General features: G+C 60.9%; 7 protein-coding genes. All 7 read right to left on the reverse strand.

All coding sequences use genetic code 11. The annotated features are described in order from the left end of the window. Positions 1-37: 37 nt before the first annotated feature. The gene (locus tag FGI04_RS01190) at positions 38-2,500 is read right to left on the reverse strand and encodes a hypothetical protein (RefSeq protein WP_407337284.1); all 2,463 of its coding nucleotides are present in this window, start codon (positions 2,498-2,500) and stop codon (positions 38-40) included. A gap of 58 nt (positions 2,501-2,558) precedes the next feature. Beyond that, positions 2,559-6,404, reverse strand: a complete 3,846-nt coding sequence (locus FGI04_RS01195; protein WP_407337285.1) for a contractile injection system tape measure protein — start codon at positions 6,402-6,404, stop codon at positions 2,559-2,561. After that, positions 6,401-8,857 carry a contractile injection system baseplate wedge protein gene (locus tag FGI04_RS01200; protein ID WP_407337286.1) on the reverse strand — a complete coding sequence of 819 codons (2,457 nt, stop codon included), beginning with the start codon at positions 8,855-8,857 and terminating at the stop codon, positions 6,401-6,403. The genes FGI04_RS01195 and FGI04_RS01200 overlap by 4 nt, the downstream gene beginning before the upstream one ends. Positions 8,858-8,859: 2 nt before the next feature. After that, positions 8,860-9,687, reverse strand: coding sequence for a contractile injection system tail fiber-like adhesin (locus FGI04_RS01205; protein WP_407337288.1), 828 nt, complete (start codon positions 9,685-9,687; stop codon positions 8,860-8,862). Positions 9,688-9,737: 50 nt separating this feature from the next. Continuing rightward, a complete protein-coding gene (locus FGI04_RS01210; RefSeq protein WP_407337289.1) occupies positions 9,738-13,868 on the reverse strand; it encodes a baseplate J/gp47 family protein in 4,131 nt (1,376 codons plus the stop codon). 63 nt (positions 13,869-13,931) lie between these two features. Next, complete coding sequence (locus FGI04_RS01215) at positions 13,932-14,351, reverse strand: gp25 family contractile injection system sheath assembly initiator (protein ID WP_038908977.1); 420 nt, start codon at positions 14,349-14,351, stop codon at positions 13,932-13,934. Between the two features lie 2 nt (positions 14,352-14,353). Further along, on the reverse strand, positions 14,354-14,653 hold the full coding sequence (locus FGI04_RS01220; RefSeq protein WP_016940542.1) for a PAAR domain-containing contractile injection system baseplate protein: 300 nt from the start codon (positions 14,651-14,653) through the stop codon (positions 14,354-14,356). Positions 14,654-14,731: the final 78 nt, after the last annotated feature.

The following is a 14,731-nucleotide window of genomic DNA, read 5'->3' on the forward strand; positions in this document are numbered from 1 at the left end:
GTGTGGCTGTTTCTCTTTGGCGCGGGGGCGGCTGGCATCACGGATTTCGCTCCCGCCGGTTTTTCCGCACGCGTTGCAGCATGGCGATAGCAACCACCACGGCGGCGAACAGCAGCAGGATCACGGTTTGGTATTGCTGCCAGTACGGATCCGCGACCAGCGCCAGCATCAGCGTTGCGGCAAACAGCACCACAAACCCCGCAAACCACAGTGATTCGGTCACCTGGCGCACCGGGAACAGCCACAGGCTGACGATCCCGGTGATGACAATTCCCCAAAAGGTGATCAGTAGAATCAGGCGCAGTACCCAACGATTAGGGCAGATGACGTCAATAACGGCATTGGCAGCAGCGGCTATCTGCGCCAGCGGCGCGGGCAGGATCGTGCTGGGGTAATACGTGTGGCTGATGAGCTGTTGGCTGGTGTCGTTAAGCGGCAGCGGCCAGTAAGCCGCACTGAGGAAGTTCCAGCTACTGTAATGCACCAGTTCGGTCAGCTCCGTCGTTTGCTGGCGGTTGGCGTCGGTAATCAGGATAGGCACCATCTTGCGGTACAGGTCGGCAATACCGTCCTGTGGCTGCTGGCTTAATGCGTAGCGCAGATCGTTTAGTTGGTCGCGTGCCCGGCGCGGTTCGCCGACCCCATCGGGTGGATCCGATTGCAGGATAAACCGATCAACATACGGCAGCAGTTCGCGCAGGTTATCCAGCGTATAGAATCCCTGTCGCTTCAACAGCAATTCCACCGGCACGATCAGGTTGATGGCGTAGTGGGGCGGTGGGTTGAAGCGGTGTCCGGTGGGGGTCAGCGCGTTGCGCAGCGCCTGTACAAAGCGAATAAAAGCCTGTTGACCGGCGCGGGTGGTCAGCCGGGTCAGGTCGATGTCCAGCGTGACACCATCCGCCATGGTGTCAATGCTACCCAGACCCAGCGTCAGCCAGGGTTTCGCTCCATTAATCCAGTCCTCCAGCGGTGTGTGCACACTGGCGCTCAGGCGGGCAATCACCGAGGGGGCGAACAGGCTGACCAGCGTTGCCGATGGCAGTTTTCGTGGCGTGGAGACCACCAGGTCAACATTCGTGCGATAACGATGCGCCAGTCGGATAAAGTTGGAATAGGGTTTGTTTTTCCGCCAGTTGGGCGGCAACACCAGTTGTGGTTCGCGTCCACCCGGCAGGAGGGCGGCAGAGAAATACCCGATGCGGTCCAACTGGCGGAAATTCAGGCTTTGCCCTTCCGCCAGCGGTTGCCAGTAAGGATAGAAGCCGTAGAACGTGGCGTCATCGCCGTTAATGTTCGGGGCGCTGTCTTCACATCCGCAATCGTCCGATGCCTGCCACACCATCGGCGGCAAGGTGGCTGACGGCGCGCCGTCTTTGCGGGCTATCTCAATAATGCGCTGCCAGCTCTGGCGATTGAGGCGGCCAAGCCCGGCCAGCTTCAGCGCGACCGTCAGTTGGTAACGGTCGGCAAACGGTATGTTTTTCAGTGTTGCCAGTTGCGTCAGGGCATCCTTATCGACCGAGACCAGGTTGAGATCGAGATAAACCAGCTCCAGTGCATTCTGGTTGAGCGAGTAGGCCATCACCGTATTGGCATCGCTGGGTTGTGGCGTATCTGACGGGAGATCTGGCGGGGTATCCGCGCTGTCGTCGCTGGCCTGCGCGTCAGGTGGCGTACCTTCGGGGGAGGTGGCAACAAGGGGCGTCTGAGCGCTGCCAGTGTTGACCGGTACGGCGTCGACAATTTGCCGCAAAATCTGCTCTTCATTACCGTGCAACTGACGGATTAACGGGCGTACCGCGTTGTTCAACTCTACCGGGCTGGTGAACTGGTGGCCTGTCAGTGCGTCCAGTTGGCTCTGAATGGCGTTGCGCTCTGCCAGTTTGCTCAGGTCGTCCTCTGTCAGCGCGTAGTACTCCACGGGGGCGACCTCCGTAGACGGTGTGCTCATTGCCTCCACCTGCGCGCTAAGAAACTCGATGGTTTTCTGCGTCGGCCACTGCAACAGCTCCGGTGCACTCATCCGGCTACGCCAGTAAGGAAACAGTTGATCCAGCTCGGACACTTTAGCCAGTGACACCAGCAACGCCTCGACGAAGGTGTTGCGATTAGGCGCAGGCGTGATGTCGAATTCGCCACAAAACGTCGCCAGCCATTTACGGGTTTTGGGGCCGAACACCCCATCGGCAAGGTAGTCCCCCGGCTGATGATAATCGCGCTGATAGTCGTCATTATCGTGGTAGATGATCGCCAGTTTATCCTGCGTGATGTGGGTAAACCGTCGGCTGTCCATCCGTTCCAGCACCTGAAGGCATTGTGCATAGGTGGGCGTGGCAGTGGGCGTGTCTGCGGGCAGAGAAGACACCGCCTCCGGCTGTGCGGCAGAGGCCATCGGCGTGAGCGGTAATGCCAGTACAAACAGGCAGGCCACTAACCCCAGCAAGACGCGCTGTGGTACGGGTATGGCTCGATGCACAATAAAACGGTGAATCCTCATGACGGTGGTTTACTCCCTTAACAGGTGTCGATAGCAGGTGCTGACAGGGTAGGGCGGCTCAACGCCAGACCACGTGCAGCGGCCTGTCCATCCAGGGGTATTTGATGGTCGAATATCCCCACGGCAGTCGGTCGAGCAGCATGTCGAACGGGCCGGGGTCCACTTCCAGTTTCCAGCTATCTGCCTGTCGCCACAGGGTGCCTTCGCGTTGCAAAAAGGTCTGACGCAGGCCCTCTACCGAGGTGTGGCCTAATGCGTTCCAGTGTTGCAGGATGGCAGCCAATAGCGTGTCCAGCGTGTCGCATGTGGCGGTGTCCGGTGTCATCGCCCGTGGTAGCGGCGCGTTGAGCGGCACCCCGCACAGCAACTTGTTCAGCGCTAACTGGTATTCGGCATAGTCGAGCTGCGGGCTGACCAGATATTGCAGGCAGTAAATGGCCTGATAGCGGGCATCCGGTACGGTAAATTCCCCGTTTTGCACCCACCCCAGCCGTGCCAGTAGGCGAGGCAAGTAGGGGGAGGCCAGCACCAGCCCGGCGTTGGCGACAGACAGCGGTTCGTCGGTGCGCAGTGCGTCATCCCCCTGCCAGTCGCTGATAACCGGCGTGCGTGCGGGCGGTGCCAGTGCAGGCAGCGGTGTATCGCCTGCATCGGAGGGGGCAGAGCAAGGCTCCTCTGCGCTGTGGTGTTCCGCGGGTTGCCCGATATCGCTGTCATCGGCGATATCGGCAGGTGCGGTGGGTGGGGTGTCCTGATGCAGACCGGCGGTGGTGATGAGCTGTTGCAAACGCTCGACCAGTAGGCGGGTTGCCGGTAAGCACTCGGCCTGTGCCTGTTGCAGTAGAAAGCGGTAGAACGCCGCCGGTGACGCCTGATGGCTGCGTGTTTGCCAGTCAGCCGCCAGTTGGTCAAGGCAATAGCGGATAAACGCGGCGATAGCCATCGGTGAGTCGGTGGCGAACAGCGCGTGGTACAGCGCCCGCCTGAACAGGTTTTCCAGTACCGACGACGCCCTGTCGTTCGCCGGATCATCGTTCGCCAGATCATAGTATGCCGGATGGCGATAGCAGAGGTTGGTAACCAACCTGCCGTATGGGTACAGCGCCAGGAAATCGTGACGGCGCAACAACAGCAGTAACGCGGTGTGAAGCGTGTCGGGGAGCCTGTCAGCCAGTTGTTCGCCAAGAGCCGATGAACGCAGCGCTGGTAGCAGTAAACGACGGATGGCCTCGGGTTGCACGGGCAGCAGGCGCGCCAGTGCTGCCGGGAGCGCGCTCAGGTCGCTTTCGGTGACGGCGGCCGGGCTGTGATCGGCTATCCGCTGTAATAACGCTAGTGCGTTGGCTTCATCGATAGTGCGTGACGTCTGGGCGACGGTGGGGTGAGTCGGTTGCCGGGGTGTGGTCTCGCTGGTGGCTGGGTCAGCCTGGCTTACCGCATCACGGATTGCCATCCAATCCGGTGTGCGGTTGGCCGCCAGCGTGTCGATCATCTGCCCGTAGAAGGCCTGCCGTTGGGCAAGGCTCAGGCGACGGGTGGCGGTGTCGAGTGTCGCCGACAGGTGGCGCAGATTGGCAGATGGCTGGCGCAGCATGATCAACAGCGCCAGTAACCGGGCCGCGTGTGACGGGCGCAGTGCGGCGCACAGCCGTAACCAACTGGCGGGATGGTGTGTGGAAACCGCCAGCCAGCGTTGGATCAATAACGGGTGGTGGCGCTGTAACTGTTGCAGGCAGTACAGCAGGTCGGCACCGGCAGGGGACGAGGCCGCATAACGGGTATCCGGTACCGCTTGCGTCGGTGTAAAACGACGTGCCGGTGAGCCGTCGATCAACACATCGTGCAGGTATTGGTAACAGGCCGCATCGAGCAGCGGGTCGGCCGGGGGCGGAAAATCAGCCTCGATCGGGAATGTCTGCCCGGCGGGAGGCAGAGGCTGTTTTGACGGTGACGATGACGGCGATGGTGATGGCGGCAGTGACGGTGCGCCCGGCTCACTGTCTTGCCAGCGGCTGAGCAGGGCCAGCAGTGACCGGCGTACCTCGCTGTCGGCGGTGGTATGGCGCAGGTGCTGCAACAATGCCTCAACCAGCGTCTGGCGAGACAGGTTATGGTGTGCCGCCAGTTGCCGCAGCAACGCCTCCAGATAGCTGTGGCGGTTGAACTCGCTGCCGCGCTCGACCAGCAGATAGCTGAAGGTAAGGCTCCACAGGCTGTGTGTCAGCAGTGGTTCACCCGGCGCGTGGGCGGCGTGGGCGTTGATAGCCGACTGGCTGGCGCTGACCTCAGCCATCAGGTCACGAATAAAAGGGGCCTCAGTCGGTTCCAGCAACGTTAGCAGGCGATAGCGCGCGGTAGCGGAAAAACGCACCGCCCAGCGTTGGCGCACCTGACTTTGCTGACCGCAGTGGATCAACAGTGGGCGTAACATCAGCAATACAGCCGGTGCGCTTTGACGCCATAGCCGATGGAACGCTGCTTCATCGGCCTGTTGCAGGGCATCCAGCCAGTGCTGTCGCCATTCGGGGGTGAAGGTCTCTGCGGTGCTCTGCCTTTGTGGGTTGCGCTCGTGGGTTGCCGCACGGTGCTGCACCGGCTGAACGCCTGACAGGGGGACGGACAACAGCGGCAGTGACCGGGCGGGCGCTGCCATTTCCGCCCAGAGTGTGGTCAGTAACGACAACAGCGGCTGTTTCAGCGCCCGGTCGCCCGGCCAGGCGGCCAGATGCAGGTACAGTGATTGCAGTACCTCGGTGCGTTCCCTATTGTGATGCGCCGCCAGACGGCCAATCAACCCGGCCATGTAGCGCTGTTTATTGAACTGACCGCCGCGCTGTACCAGCAGGTAATGCAGGGTGAATTCCCGTAACAGATGGGGTGGTTCCGCCGGGGGGATGACGTCGTCAGGCTGGCGGAGCCACACCGGGTGGTTCAGTACCTGCTGGATGAACGGCTGTGCCTGCGGTGCCAGCAGGATCAGCAGGTCGTTGAAGGTGGTGTCATCCAACGCCTGTGCCATCGCGCGCACCACATCAGCGTGTTGCCCGCAGGCGTACAGCGCCAGCAAAAAGCGGGGGCGCTGCTCGCCAAGCAATGTTGACCAGACGGGGAGTAATTCCTGGCGCAGACGGTGCTGCTGCAACGCCTGATGGATGCGTTGGTGCCAGTGGCGATGTAGCCGTCCCCGCAACGCGGCGGGCATGTCCCGCTGCGGCGGCCGTTCTGCCAGACAGCGCAGCGCCATGTCCTGATGGGCCGGGGAGAGCTGTTCCAGCCAGCCATTGAGCGCGCTCAGCGGTAGCTGCGAAACCAGTCGGGCGATCAGGCTTGCCGCGTGGGGGCTGGCGTTCAGTAACTGGTTGAGCTGTGTAGCGTGCAGACGCACCGCCTCAGTCAGCCAGTGACGGCGGTGGTTATCCACCCGCCACCAGCCTTGTCGGCTGGGGTAATGCCAGGGCATCACGCCGTGTTGCAGGTAAAACGCCAACTGACGCCATTGGGCGGCGGGGCCATCCAGTACTTCTTGTCGTACTTCTTCTTGCCGTACTGCTTGTGGTACGGCTTGTCTGGCCGAAGCCTCTGCCTCGTGTCCGTCATCAGGTGTGTTCACGTCCCGTCGTTGCGCGCGCAGCGCTTGTGTGAGCTGTTGTGTGAGTTGTTGTTGCAGTGCGGCCAGCAATGCAGCGGCCAGATCTGATGCAGGCAGTGCACCCAAATCACAGTTCAGGTGGTCGATAACCCACAGTTGATGCGGCGGCGAATACTGGTCAAACAGCGTGTCAATCAATGGCACCAGCTGGTGCTGCACCAGATGTGGGGCCTCGCGCTCAAACCGCTCCGCCTCGGACGGATGGCAAAAGTCGAGCGTTAGGCTGGCGGTGTGGATCCGGTGTGGCTGCGTCATGCGTCCTGTCCTTCTGGTTGAGAAAACGGCGATGGGGTGTGCCAGTCGTGCAACAGCGCCATCAATCGGGCGCTGGCCTCGTCGCACAAGGGCTGACCGGGGGCGTTGCGTCGTGCATCGAGCCAGGTGAGCCAGGCGGTTTCGAAGCTGTGCATGGCATCGAGATCGAGCCAGTGGCAGCGCGGCAGCAGGTGTGCCGGGCACTGGCGGGCGATTAATGCTTCGGCCTGCCCTCGAAACAGCGGGTTGCCGCCCCGGGCGGTGTAGCCGGGTAGGATCAGGCTGAGCTGGCCGCTAAACGGGTCGGGGCAGTCATCGGCACGGTGGTGCGGCGGTGCCGGGTGCAGCAGCAGGTGTTCTACCACATACACCCCTTCGCACTGTTGGTTGAGCCGAATCAACCGACGACGCAGTTGATTAACAAGGTGCACCAGTTGCGCCGGTCGGCTGCTGTCGCCCAGATAGAGCCACAGTGCGCTGTGCGGCGGCGTTGTCGCTGACGATAACCGGAACAGCGCCTGATAACGGCTGCCGGTGCGTGGCGGTAAAATACGGTAATGCGCCAGTGTGATGCCGTGCTGCAACAGCGTGATCGGCAAGGGATGGTCGCAGAGTGCCTGTATGTCGCGTGCCGTCGCGGCTTCCTCAGCGCTCCCCGGCTCCGGCGCTTCCCGTAGCGGCACATCAAGCAAACTGTCGAGCGAGCGTTGATCCAACCATTGCAGGCGTGACTGCTCCTGCGCGCAGTGCAACAGGGCGTCATTGGTGATGAACCGCCATCCCTGCCGGACCAGTGTCTGGCTGTAGGGCCAGTCGTCGGCGTCGTCCATGCCGAGCAGTAGCGCCACACGGTGCGCGAATCCTCCCTGGTTTTCCCGGTGGGTCATCGGCTGGCACAGGTTGAAACCCGCGCCCCGATCGCGTGTCAGGCGGTCGATGGCCTGAATAAACCGACGTGGATATTCCAGTGACAAGGGGCGTTGCGCGCTGTCATCCAGCGCTTCGCCCGGCTGACGCCATAAACGGGTATCCAGCGTTTCGCCGTATAACGCCAACAGATAGTCGAATAGCCGACCTTTGCGTTCCGGGTAGTGATCGATACCGGCCAGCAGGTGCTGAAAGCGGATTGCGGCGTCGTCAGGATAGAGGTCATCCACCCCACGAAACTGGCTGTCATTCAGCAAGCCAAAGGCGTAACTGCGCCCGGTGTCGGTAGACGGGGAAAACAGGTCACGCAGGTTAGCCAGATTGGCGCAGAAGTTCGCCATCAGTTGTTCAAACAGCAGCAGATAGCCGCGAAATTGTTGTACCTGCCGGTGCGCCTGCGGGTTCATCGCGGCCGGAAAACGCGGTGCGTCCAGTTGGTAGACGCGGGGGAACAGCGACTGGAGAGAATGATACTCTGACAGCGCGCGCCAGGTGCCGTGTGGCACCGGGGTCAGGGTGTCGGTCTGGCGGCGGATTTGCTCGCCCAGCGAGCCAGCTTGCGCCTGCCGTCGCACCAGCCGGATACTCATGGCACTGAAGTCAATCGGCACGGGATAGCCCTGATAGGTAAACCTGAGGTGAATGTCATCGTGCTTTTTCGGCAGCAGGACCCAGTCACCGGGGCTGAAGTGTTCGGGGCTGACGTGCTCAGATCGGCGGTGTTCAGAGCGGGCGTCGGAGGCACCCTCCTGTTCAGGCGGCGGGATCAGGCGCAACTGCTGGATATGGCTAATCCCATCGAGGCTGATGAGCCGGGTATAGAGTGACGAGAGGGCGCGGGTCGGGGCCATGGGGTCATTATCTGGCATCTCGTCGACGCGGGTGTCGTCGCCGCGCAGCCACTGTTCGGCATGAAAGTAAATGTCCGCCGCCAGCGCGTCGGCGTCATCGTGGCGTTGCAGCTCAATATCGGCGTACAGCCGCAGCCCGCGGCTGTCGATGATACGTACCCCAGCGAGGTCTTCACACAGGTTGCGGTTGCGGTGGTAAACCTCGGTGACCGCCGTGATGAGGGTATCGCGCAGCGCTGGATGGTGTTCACAACGCTGACGTGCCGACTCGGTGAGCAGCAGGTCGATGTGATAGTACTGCGGGCATTGGGCGTCCAGTGTCACCCAGACGCGCTCGACGTCATCAACGTTGTCTTGTATCGCACGCTGGTAATCTTCTCGGGTGCAGGGGCGTGCCGGGAAAATCTGCTCCGGCAGCATCAGCCCCTGTGCGGCGTAATCCAGCTGGCCGTCAGGCGTTGTCAGATAATCGGCAATGTCGAAATCGGTGCGATAGATAAGGTCCGTCAGCGCGAAACACAGCAGTTCCAATAGGGTGACGCCGGGGTCGTGCAGGTTGTAATCGGTCCAGCGGTTGCCGCTGAGTGTCTGCACCAGTTTCAGCCCGTCGCGCAGCAGGCTGGCAACGTTGTCCGGGTCATCCGTTTGTCTTGGGATAAACGACGACTGTGCCATGCTCACTCCTCCTGCGCCGGTAACAGGCAGTCGTGCATGTAGGCGTCATGCCACAGTTGGGTGAGGTGGTAGCGAATGACGATGCCGTCGCCGTAACTGGTGTGGGTGCGAATCTGCAACCGGTAAGGGCGGATACCGTCATGGCCGTGCGTGGGGGTATCGTCGCGCAGCCAGCGCAATGTCAGCTTGTCAGCCCGTGAATGGTAATAAGCATGGTGCGCGTTGATGCGGTTTTTGTGGCCGAAAAAGTTGAACAGAAAACCACTGGGCGCACAGGTATTCAGGGCGATAGCGTGGAGCAACGCGTAACGCCCTGAATGGCGGATACCCACACCGGCCATGACTTCAAACGCCTGGCATCCTTCCAGTTTGGGGGTGATATCGTGCCACTGACCATCAGCCGGTAGTGTCTCTGCCCATTGTGCCCCGGCTCGGCCTTGTGCGCCGATCACCCCGTTGACCTCAAGCGCATGGTGCGGCGCGGTAGTATTCACGCCCATTCGCCCTTCCGGGGTGAGCGTCAGCAAGGGGGCGGCGTCGTCCATCACCTCCTGCCCGTCGCTGAGGTGGCGGTCTATCTGTAAGCGGTCGCTGTCCGGTTGCAGGCCGACTGACCACAACTCACGGCTGGGGTCACTGTCGCGGTAAAACGTCATCAGTCTGGCGTGGGCGTCCAGTGCGGCGACCTTCAGCCCGTGTTCCGGTGTTTTATCGAACCCTTCCTCGATTTTGTTGACTGACGAGTCGATCAAATCGGAAAAGTGCTCGGCGGACGGCATAGCGCCCTGACGGAAATAGTTTTTCAACGTGCCGCGATTTCGTTTTGCCACTGACCTACTCCTTTTGTCGCTGTCTCCCGTCGGGTGGGCCGCCATACGGGTTAGCGGACGGTGATAAAACTGTCGCCGATGACCAGATCGCCAATACCGATTTTTTCCGGCGCAAGCGGGCGCAGATCGGTACTGAGCCGCAACGCGTGTTGTTCAACCGGCAGGATAATATTCCAGGGATAGCGCGGACTTAGCCCGGTCAGATTCGGGGTGTTTGCGGCGGGATCGCGGGTGTTATCGTGCGACGGCGCAGCACTGTCAGATAACCACCAGCCCGTCGTCGGGTCATCACACTCATCGCGGGTGTCCTGACGCAGGATGACCAGTGAAAACGCGGTCACGAAACGCACGTAGTCGAGGTGGGCGATGAATGACTCGATTTGGTGCAGCGCCACGTGGGAACCGAAGCCCTGACTGACGCTGTCTTCGCGCCACGGGCAGAGGTAGGCACAGATATCCCGGTTCAACGTCCGCAATGCCTGCCCCGGGTGTTGTCCCGGCTGAAACGCGACGCTACAGCGTACCTGAACCCTGTCGTACACCGGTGAACGCACCGCGATGTTGGCCCCCGGCGGCGCGACGGTTTGCAACCAGCTTTGTATCCGGTGCAGCAGCGCGGCGCTGGTGTGCCGCGCGTCACAGGGGTGATGCTGACAGGCTGGGTGACGCTGACGCACAAGCAGCAGAACATGCCCCGGATGATGACCCGGCACGCCGAACCGGGTATGTGGAAAACAACGCACCTGTTCGATATCCGCAAACTGTTGCAGCACCAGCCGCTCATAATCCCAGCCGGTCAATGCCCGTCCTTTGTGACGCAACTGTTCGCTGACGCGCTGGTGGAACTGGCGCAGGGACTCGTGCGGCGCGTCACCCTGTACCGGCAACATCAGGCTGACGCCGCCAAGCCCCGGCGGTGGCGACAATACCTGCCAGCCAGAACCAGAACCGGCAGTGGGCGGCTGCGGGGCGTTATGGTCTTCCTGTTCGGGCGTCCATTGCCGACGAGCCTGCACTACGTGGGTGGCGACATGCAGGCAGTTGGCGTACTCGCCGATGCCCTGGCGGGTGCTGACCTGCAACCAGTAGAGCTTATCCGGCATAACGGTGTGCCGATCGTTAATCTCTGTTGGGATCTCCAGCGTGATGATGCCAGAGGTGATAAAGCCGCAGGTGGTATCGGCAATGACCTGATGCGGTGGCAGAATGCGCCAGTCGTTATCCACCAGATAACGCCACTGAAACGCCTGTCGATGGCGAATGGCGGTGGGGGCGGCCTGATCGTCGAGATGGAAAAACAGGTTCAGCATGCCACCCGGTGATGAGGCCTGTAAGCCGATGAACAGGTTGCCGTCATCCTCGTAGCGGGGGAAAAAGGTGACGCTACGGGTGGCCTCATCGGTGGTGCGCATCGGGGACAGCGCTTTATCGTCGGACAATTCTTCATAGCCGAACAGCACTTCATAGCCGAAAGGATGTAAATGCAGCAGATGGCTGTTCGGTACCGGCGTGTGACCGGGTGTGCCGGGGGTAAGCCGGGAGCAGGCCCGGTAGCCGAGCGTCAGCCGGTTGATAGCCGGGGTATACGGCGGGTTGGGCAGCGGTAGCGGCGTACGGTGTTTGGCATTGTGTATCAGCGTCTGGCTCAGCAGTGACGCGTATTGCTGGTGGCCAAACGCGTGCTCCGGTTCGCACAACGACAGGCGAATCAGGCCGTTACGGCTGGTGCTATCGAAGCGAAAGGTATCCGCGTCGACGGCGTGGCGGCTCGGTTGAAACGCCTGCTTCAGCGAGGCATGAATCTGCCTGTCAGGGCGCAACCGATCGCTGCCTGCTTCGCAGTCAAACAGCGCGATATCGTGACTGACGACTTTCCATTCACCTTCACGCAGTACGGATAACTGCGCGTTAAAACGCGTGGTGGCGTAATCGCCGGGGTAAGCTTGATAGTGCTGGCGAAAGCCGTCGCTGCCGCCCGGCAGGTTGGCCCAGTCGATGGTCAGCGTGATGTCCTGTACCTGCTTTTGGGCAAGTTCATAGCAGGCGATCGTCAGCGAGGACTGGCTGACGGGTTGTGCGCCAAAAGGGTAAAACACCTTGCTGGCGTCGGCCTGGCCTTCCGGCGTGTAGACCTGAATTGCCTGAACGCCGGAGACTTCTGTGTTGAGGGTTAACGGGCCGAGCACGAAATGGCGAAACACCGAATAAGGGAAAAAAGGCGTTTCCGGCTTCATGGTCACCTGCAACGCCGGGGCGTGGTAACACCACCTCTCACCGTGGATAGCCGGGTCGCAGGGGATGACAGCCCCAAACCCCGGCGGCAGGGTAAAGGTCAGCCGAAAACCGTAGGGGCCATCGTCGTCAGCCCGCAGCGGATGGATACGGTACGTGGCGATAGGCTGCCAGCCACTATCCGTGCTGATGCGTAGCGCGAATAATTCGCTGCACAGGCGGTAAAAGGTGGCTTGCCGGTTGCCGTTGAGCAACGCTGCCAGCGACAACTGGCTGTCCGTGGGCAGTAACTGGCGACTTCGGGCCACAATCCATTGCCGGTCATCGTCATTCAGCCAGTCGGTCAGGCTCAGGCACTGGCGGCTGAACAGATGCCCCAGTGCACGACGATAACAGGCCGGGTCATCGGTCTGGCGTAATACGCCCAGTAACAGGTATTGGTACAGACGGCTGATGATGTGGTCGTCGCTGCCTTGTTGCAGTGCCTGTAGCTGGCGGGAAGATAACGCCTCTACCAGCGAGTGGATAGTGGCGGGGGCGCTGTCGTCAGGCAGCAGCGGTGTCATCGCGCGTGCCAGCGAGAGCAATAGCGTGGTCAGCCGATTTCGCAACAGGGCCGGATAAGGGGTATCGCGCAGCAGGTAAAGTTGCTGCGCCAATAGCGAATGTTGCGCTTCGTGAAGCGTGATGGTGAGACTGACCCGACGCCGCCCTTCAGGCAGGTAGAGTACCGGGTCGATAATGGCGATGCCCGGCGCACAGGGTGACGGGTGGCGTTGTAACGCCGGTGTTTCGCCAAATAGCGTCAGCAGGGTGCGGGAGCGCGGCTGGTCGTCGTGCCACGGCCACAGGCTGTCGCTGTGAATGGCGGTCACGAAATTCAGCTCCCGTTCTGGTGACATCAAGGGGTCGCGCTTTAGCAACAGCGAGTGAACCTGTTTGACTTCAGCGTCGGTCACCAACATCGGGTGTTCACTGTGGTAGAGCAGGTCGCGCAGTCGGTCATCCTGCCCGTGGCTAAAGGCGGTGCCGCGCGCCAGTGATACAGCAGGCGTCGTGGGATGTTCCAGCGTCAGTTTTAAAAAGACGGCGTCAGCGTTGAGCGGTTGTGGCTGCTGGCGGAGCACCTGCCGGTAGTAAAAATCGAGGTGTCGGGCGGTGAACCGGTTAAGCCGGGCCTGCGCTCTGGCGAATAAGCGTAGAAACGTCAGATACAGGGCGACTTCCGGGGCGTGATCGGCATGAGACAACGCCTGTTGCAGATGGCGGCGGCACTCGGCTTGCAACTGGCTGACGGCATTGATGGCGGCGGAAAAACACAACTGCAACTGTTCTTCCAGGATCGCAATGCCCGGTAATTGCTGCTGGAGCAACGGGTGCTGCTCACTGGCGACAAACTGGCCGTTGTCGTAGCCAATCCCCCACAACGGGTCGAGGGCGGTCAGGCAGTCGTCCGCCAGCAGCGACTGGCAATAGTCCTCCAGCGCCTGCGCCAGGATCACCACGTACTGAAAGGGGCGCACCAACTGTGTTTTCAGCACCGTTTGGATCGTCAGCTTGATGTGGTCGGCACTGAGTGTCTGGACGGGAATAAAAGCCCGGTACCAGCGATCCAGATTGCCGTAGAGGGCGATCAAATACGCCAGTGTCTGATCCAGACCACGTGACTGTGCCTGACGAAAACGGTTCTGCTCCAGCGTGGTGTCGAACGACAGCATGATAGCCATACCGGTGACTTCGCTTTTGGCAAACAGCGCCTGCCAGTTACCCGGTGGCGAGGCGTCACCGGCATCGAACGACAGCTGGGCGGCGATATCACTGGACAGTACCAGCAAGGTTTCAATCGACATCTCGTCTGCCAGAAACGCGCCGTCCTCCAGTGCTGGTGGCAGGCGCTGGTGTTGTGAGGTGCCAGCGGGTGGCAATGGGGGGCTCCAGTGTGTAGTCATGATTCAGCGACCTTGGTTAATGGGTGTCCGTCAGGGGCAGAGGTGAGCGGCGGCCGGGGCCGGTTAGGGTGTTGCGGTCAACGTGCCTTCCCGTAGATAGAACGGATACACCATGTTGCTGCGGGTATTGGTGGCAATCAGCGTGTAGTCGAGGTTAATCAGCAAGGTGCCGTCAGGCGCATGGCTACTGTCGATTGTGATCGCTTGTAGCTGAATCCGTGGCTCAAAAAACAAGATGGCCTGCTCAATCCGGGTTTTCATGTCGGTCAGGGTGGAGAGCGTGAGGTCTTCAAACACCATGCCCTGAATATCGCAACCGTACTTAGGGGCCATAATGCGCTCGCCGGGGCGGGTGGAGAGCAACAGCGCCAGGCTTTGCCGGATATCCTCATCGCCGCTGACCATGCCAATACTGTGGGTTGTGGTATCAAACTGCGGCGGAAACCCCCAGCCGGTACCGAGAAATGCGTTGTCGTTATTCACGGTTATCCTCCTATCAACACAGTAAAATCGCCCAGCGCGATATTGCCGCCGTGGGCGGTGGTATCACCAAGGCGGGCTGCCGGTTTCCCGCCGATCAGCACCGTGGCGGAGCCTTTTACGATGGCGTCCGGTGGCCCGACGCAGACGCAGTTATCCCCCAGCACCGCCGCTGGCAGTTTGCCAATCAATACCGTCGGTACGCCGGGGCCGATAACCGGCCCGCCGACATGGGGAATCGGCGGCAATCCCGGCGTCACCATCGGGCAAGCGTGTAAGTCAGTCAGGCGAGCAGCAGGTGGCATAAATCTCCTTTAATTTTTTGTTGATAACCAACAACGTTGTCTCGTTGTGTGCTATACCCGTCTGGCGTTAAAACTGTG

The sequence above is a fragment of the Dickeya ananatis genome, assembly GCF_019464615.1.
Lineage (GTDB): Bacteria > Pseudomonadota > Gammaproteobacteria > Enterobacterales > Enterobacteriaceae > Dickeya > Dickeya oryzae.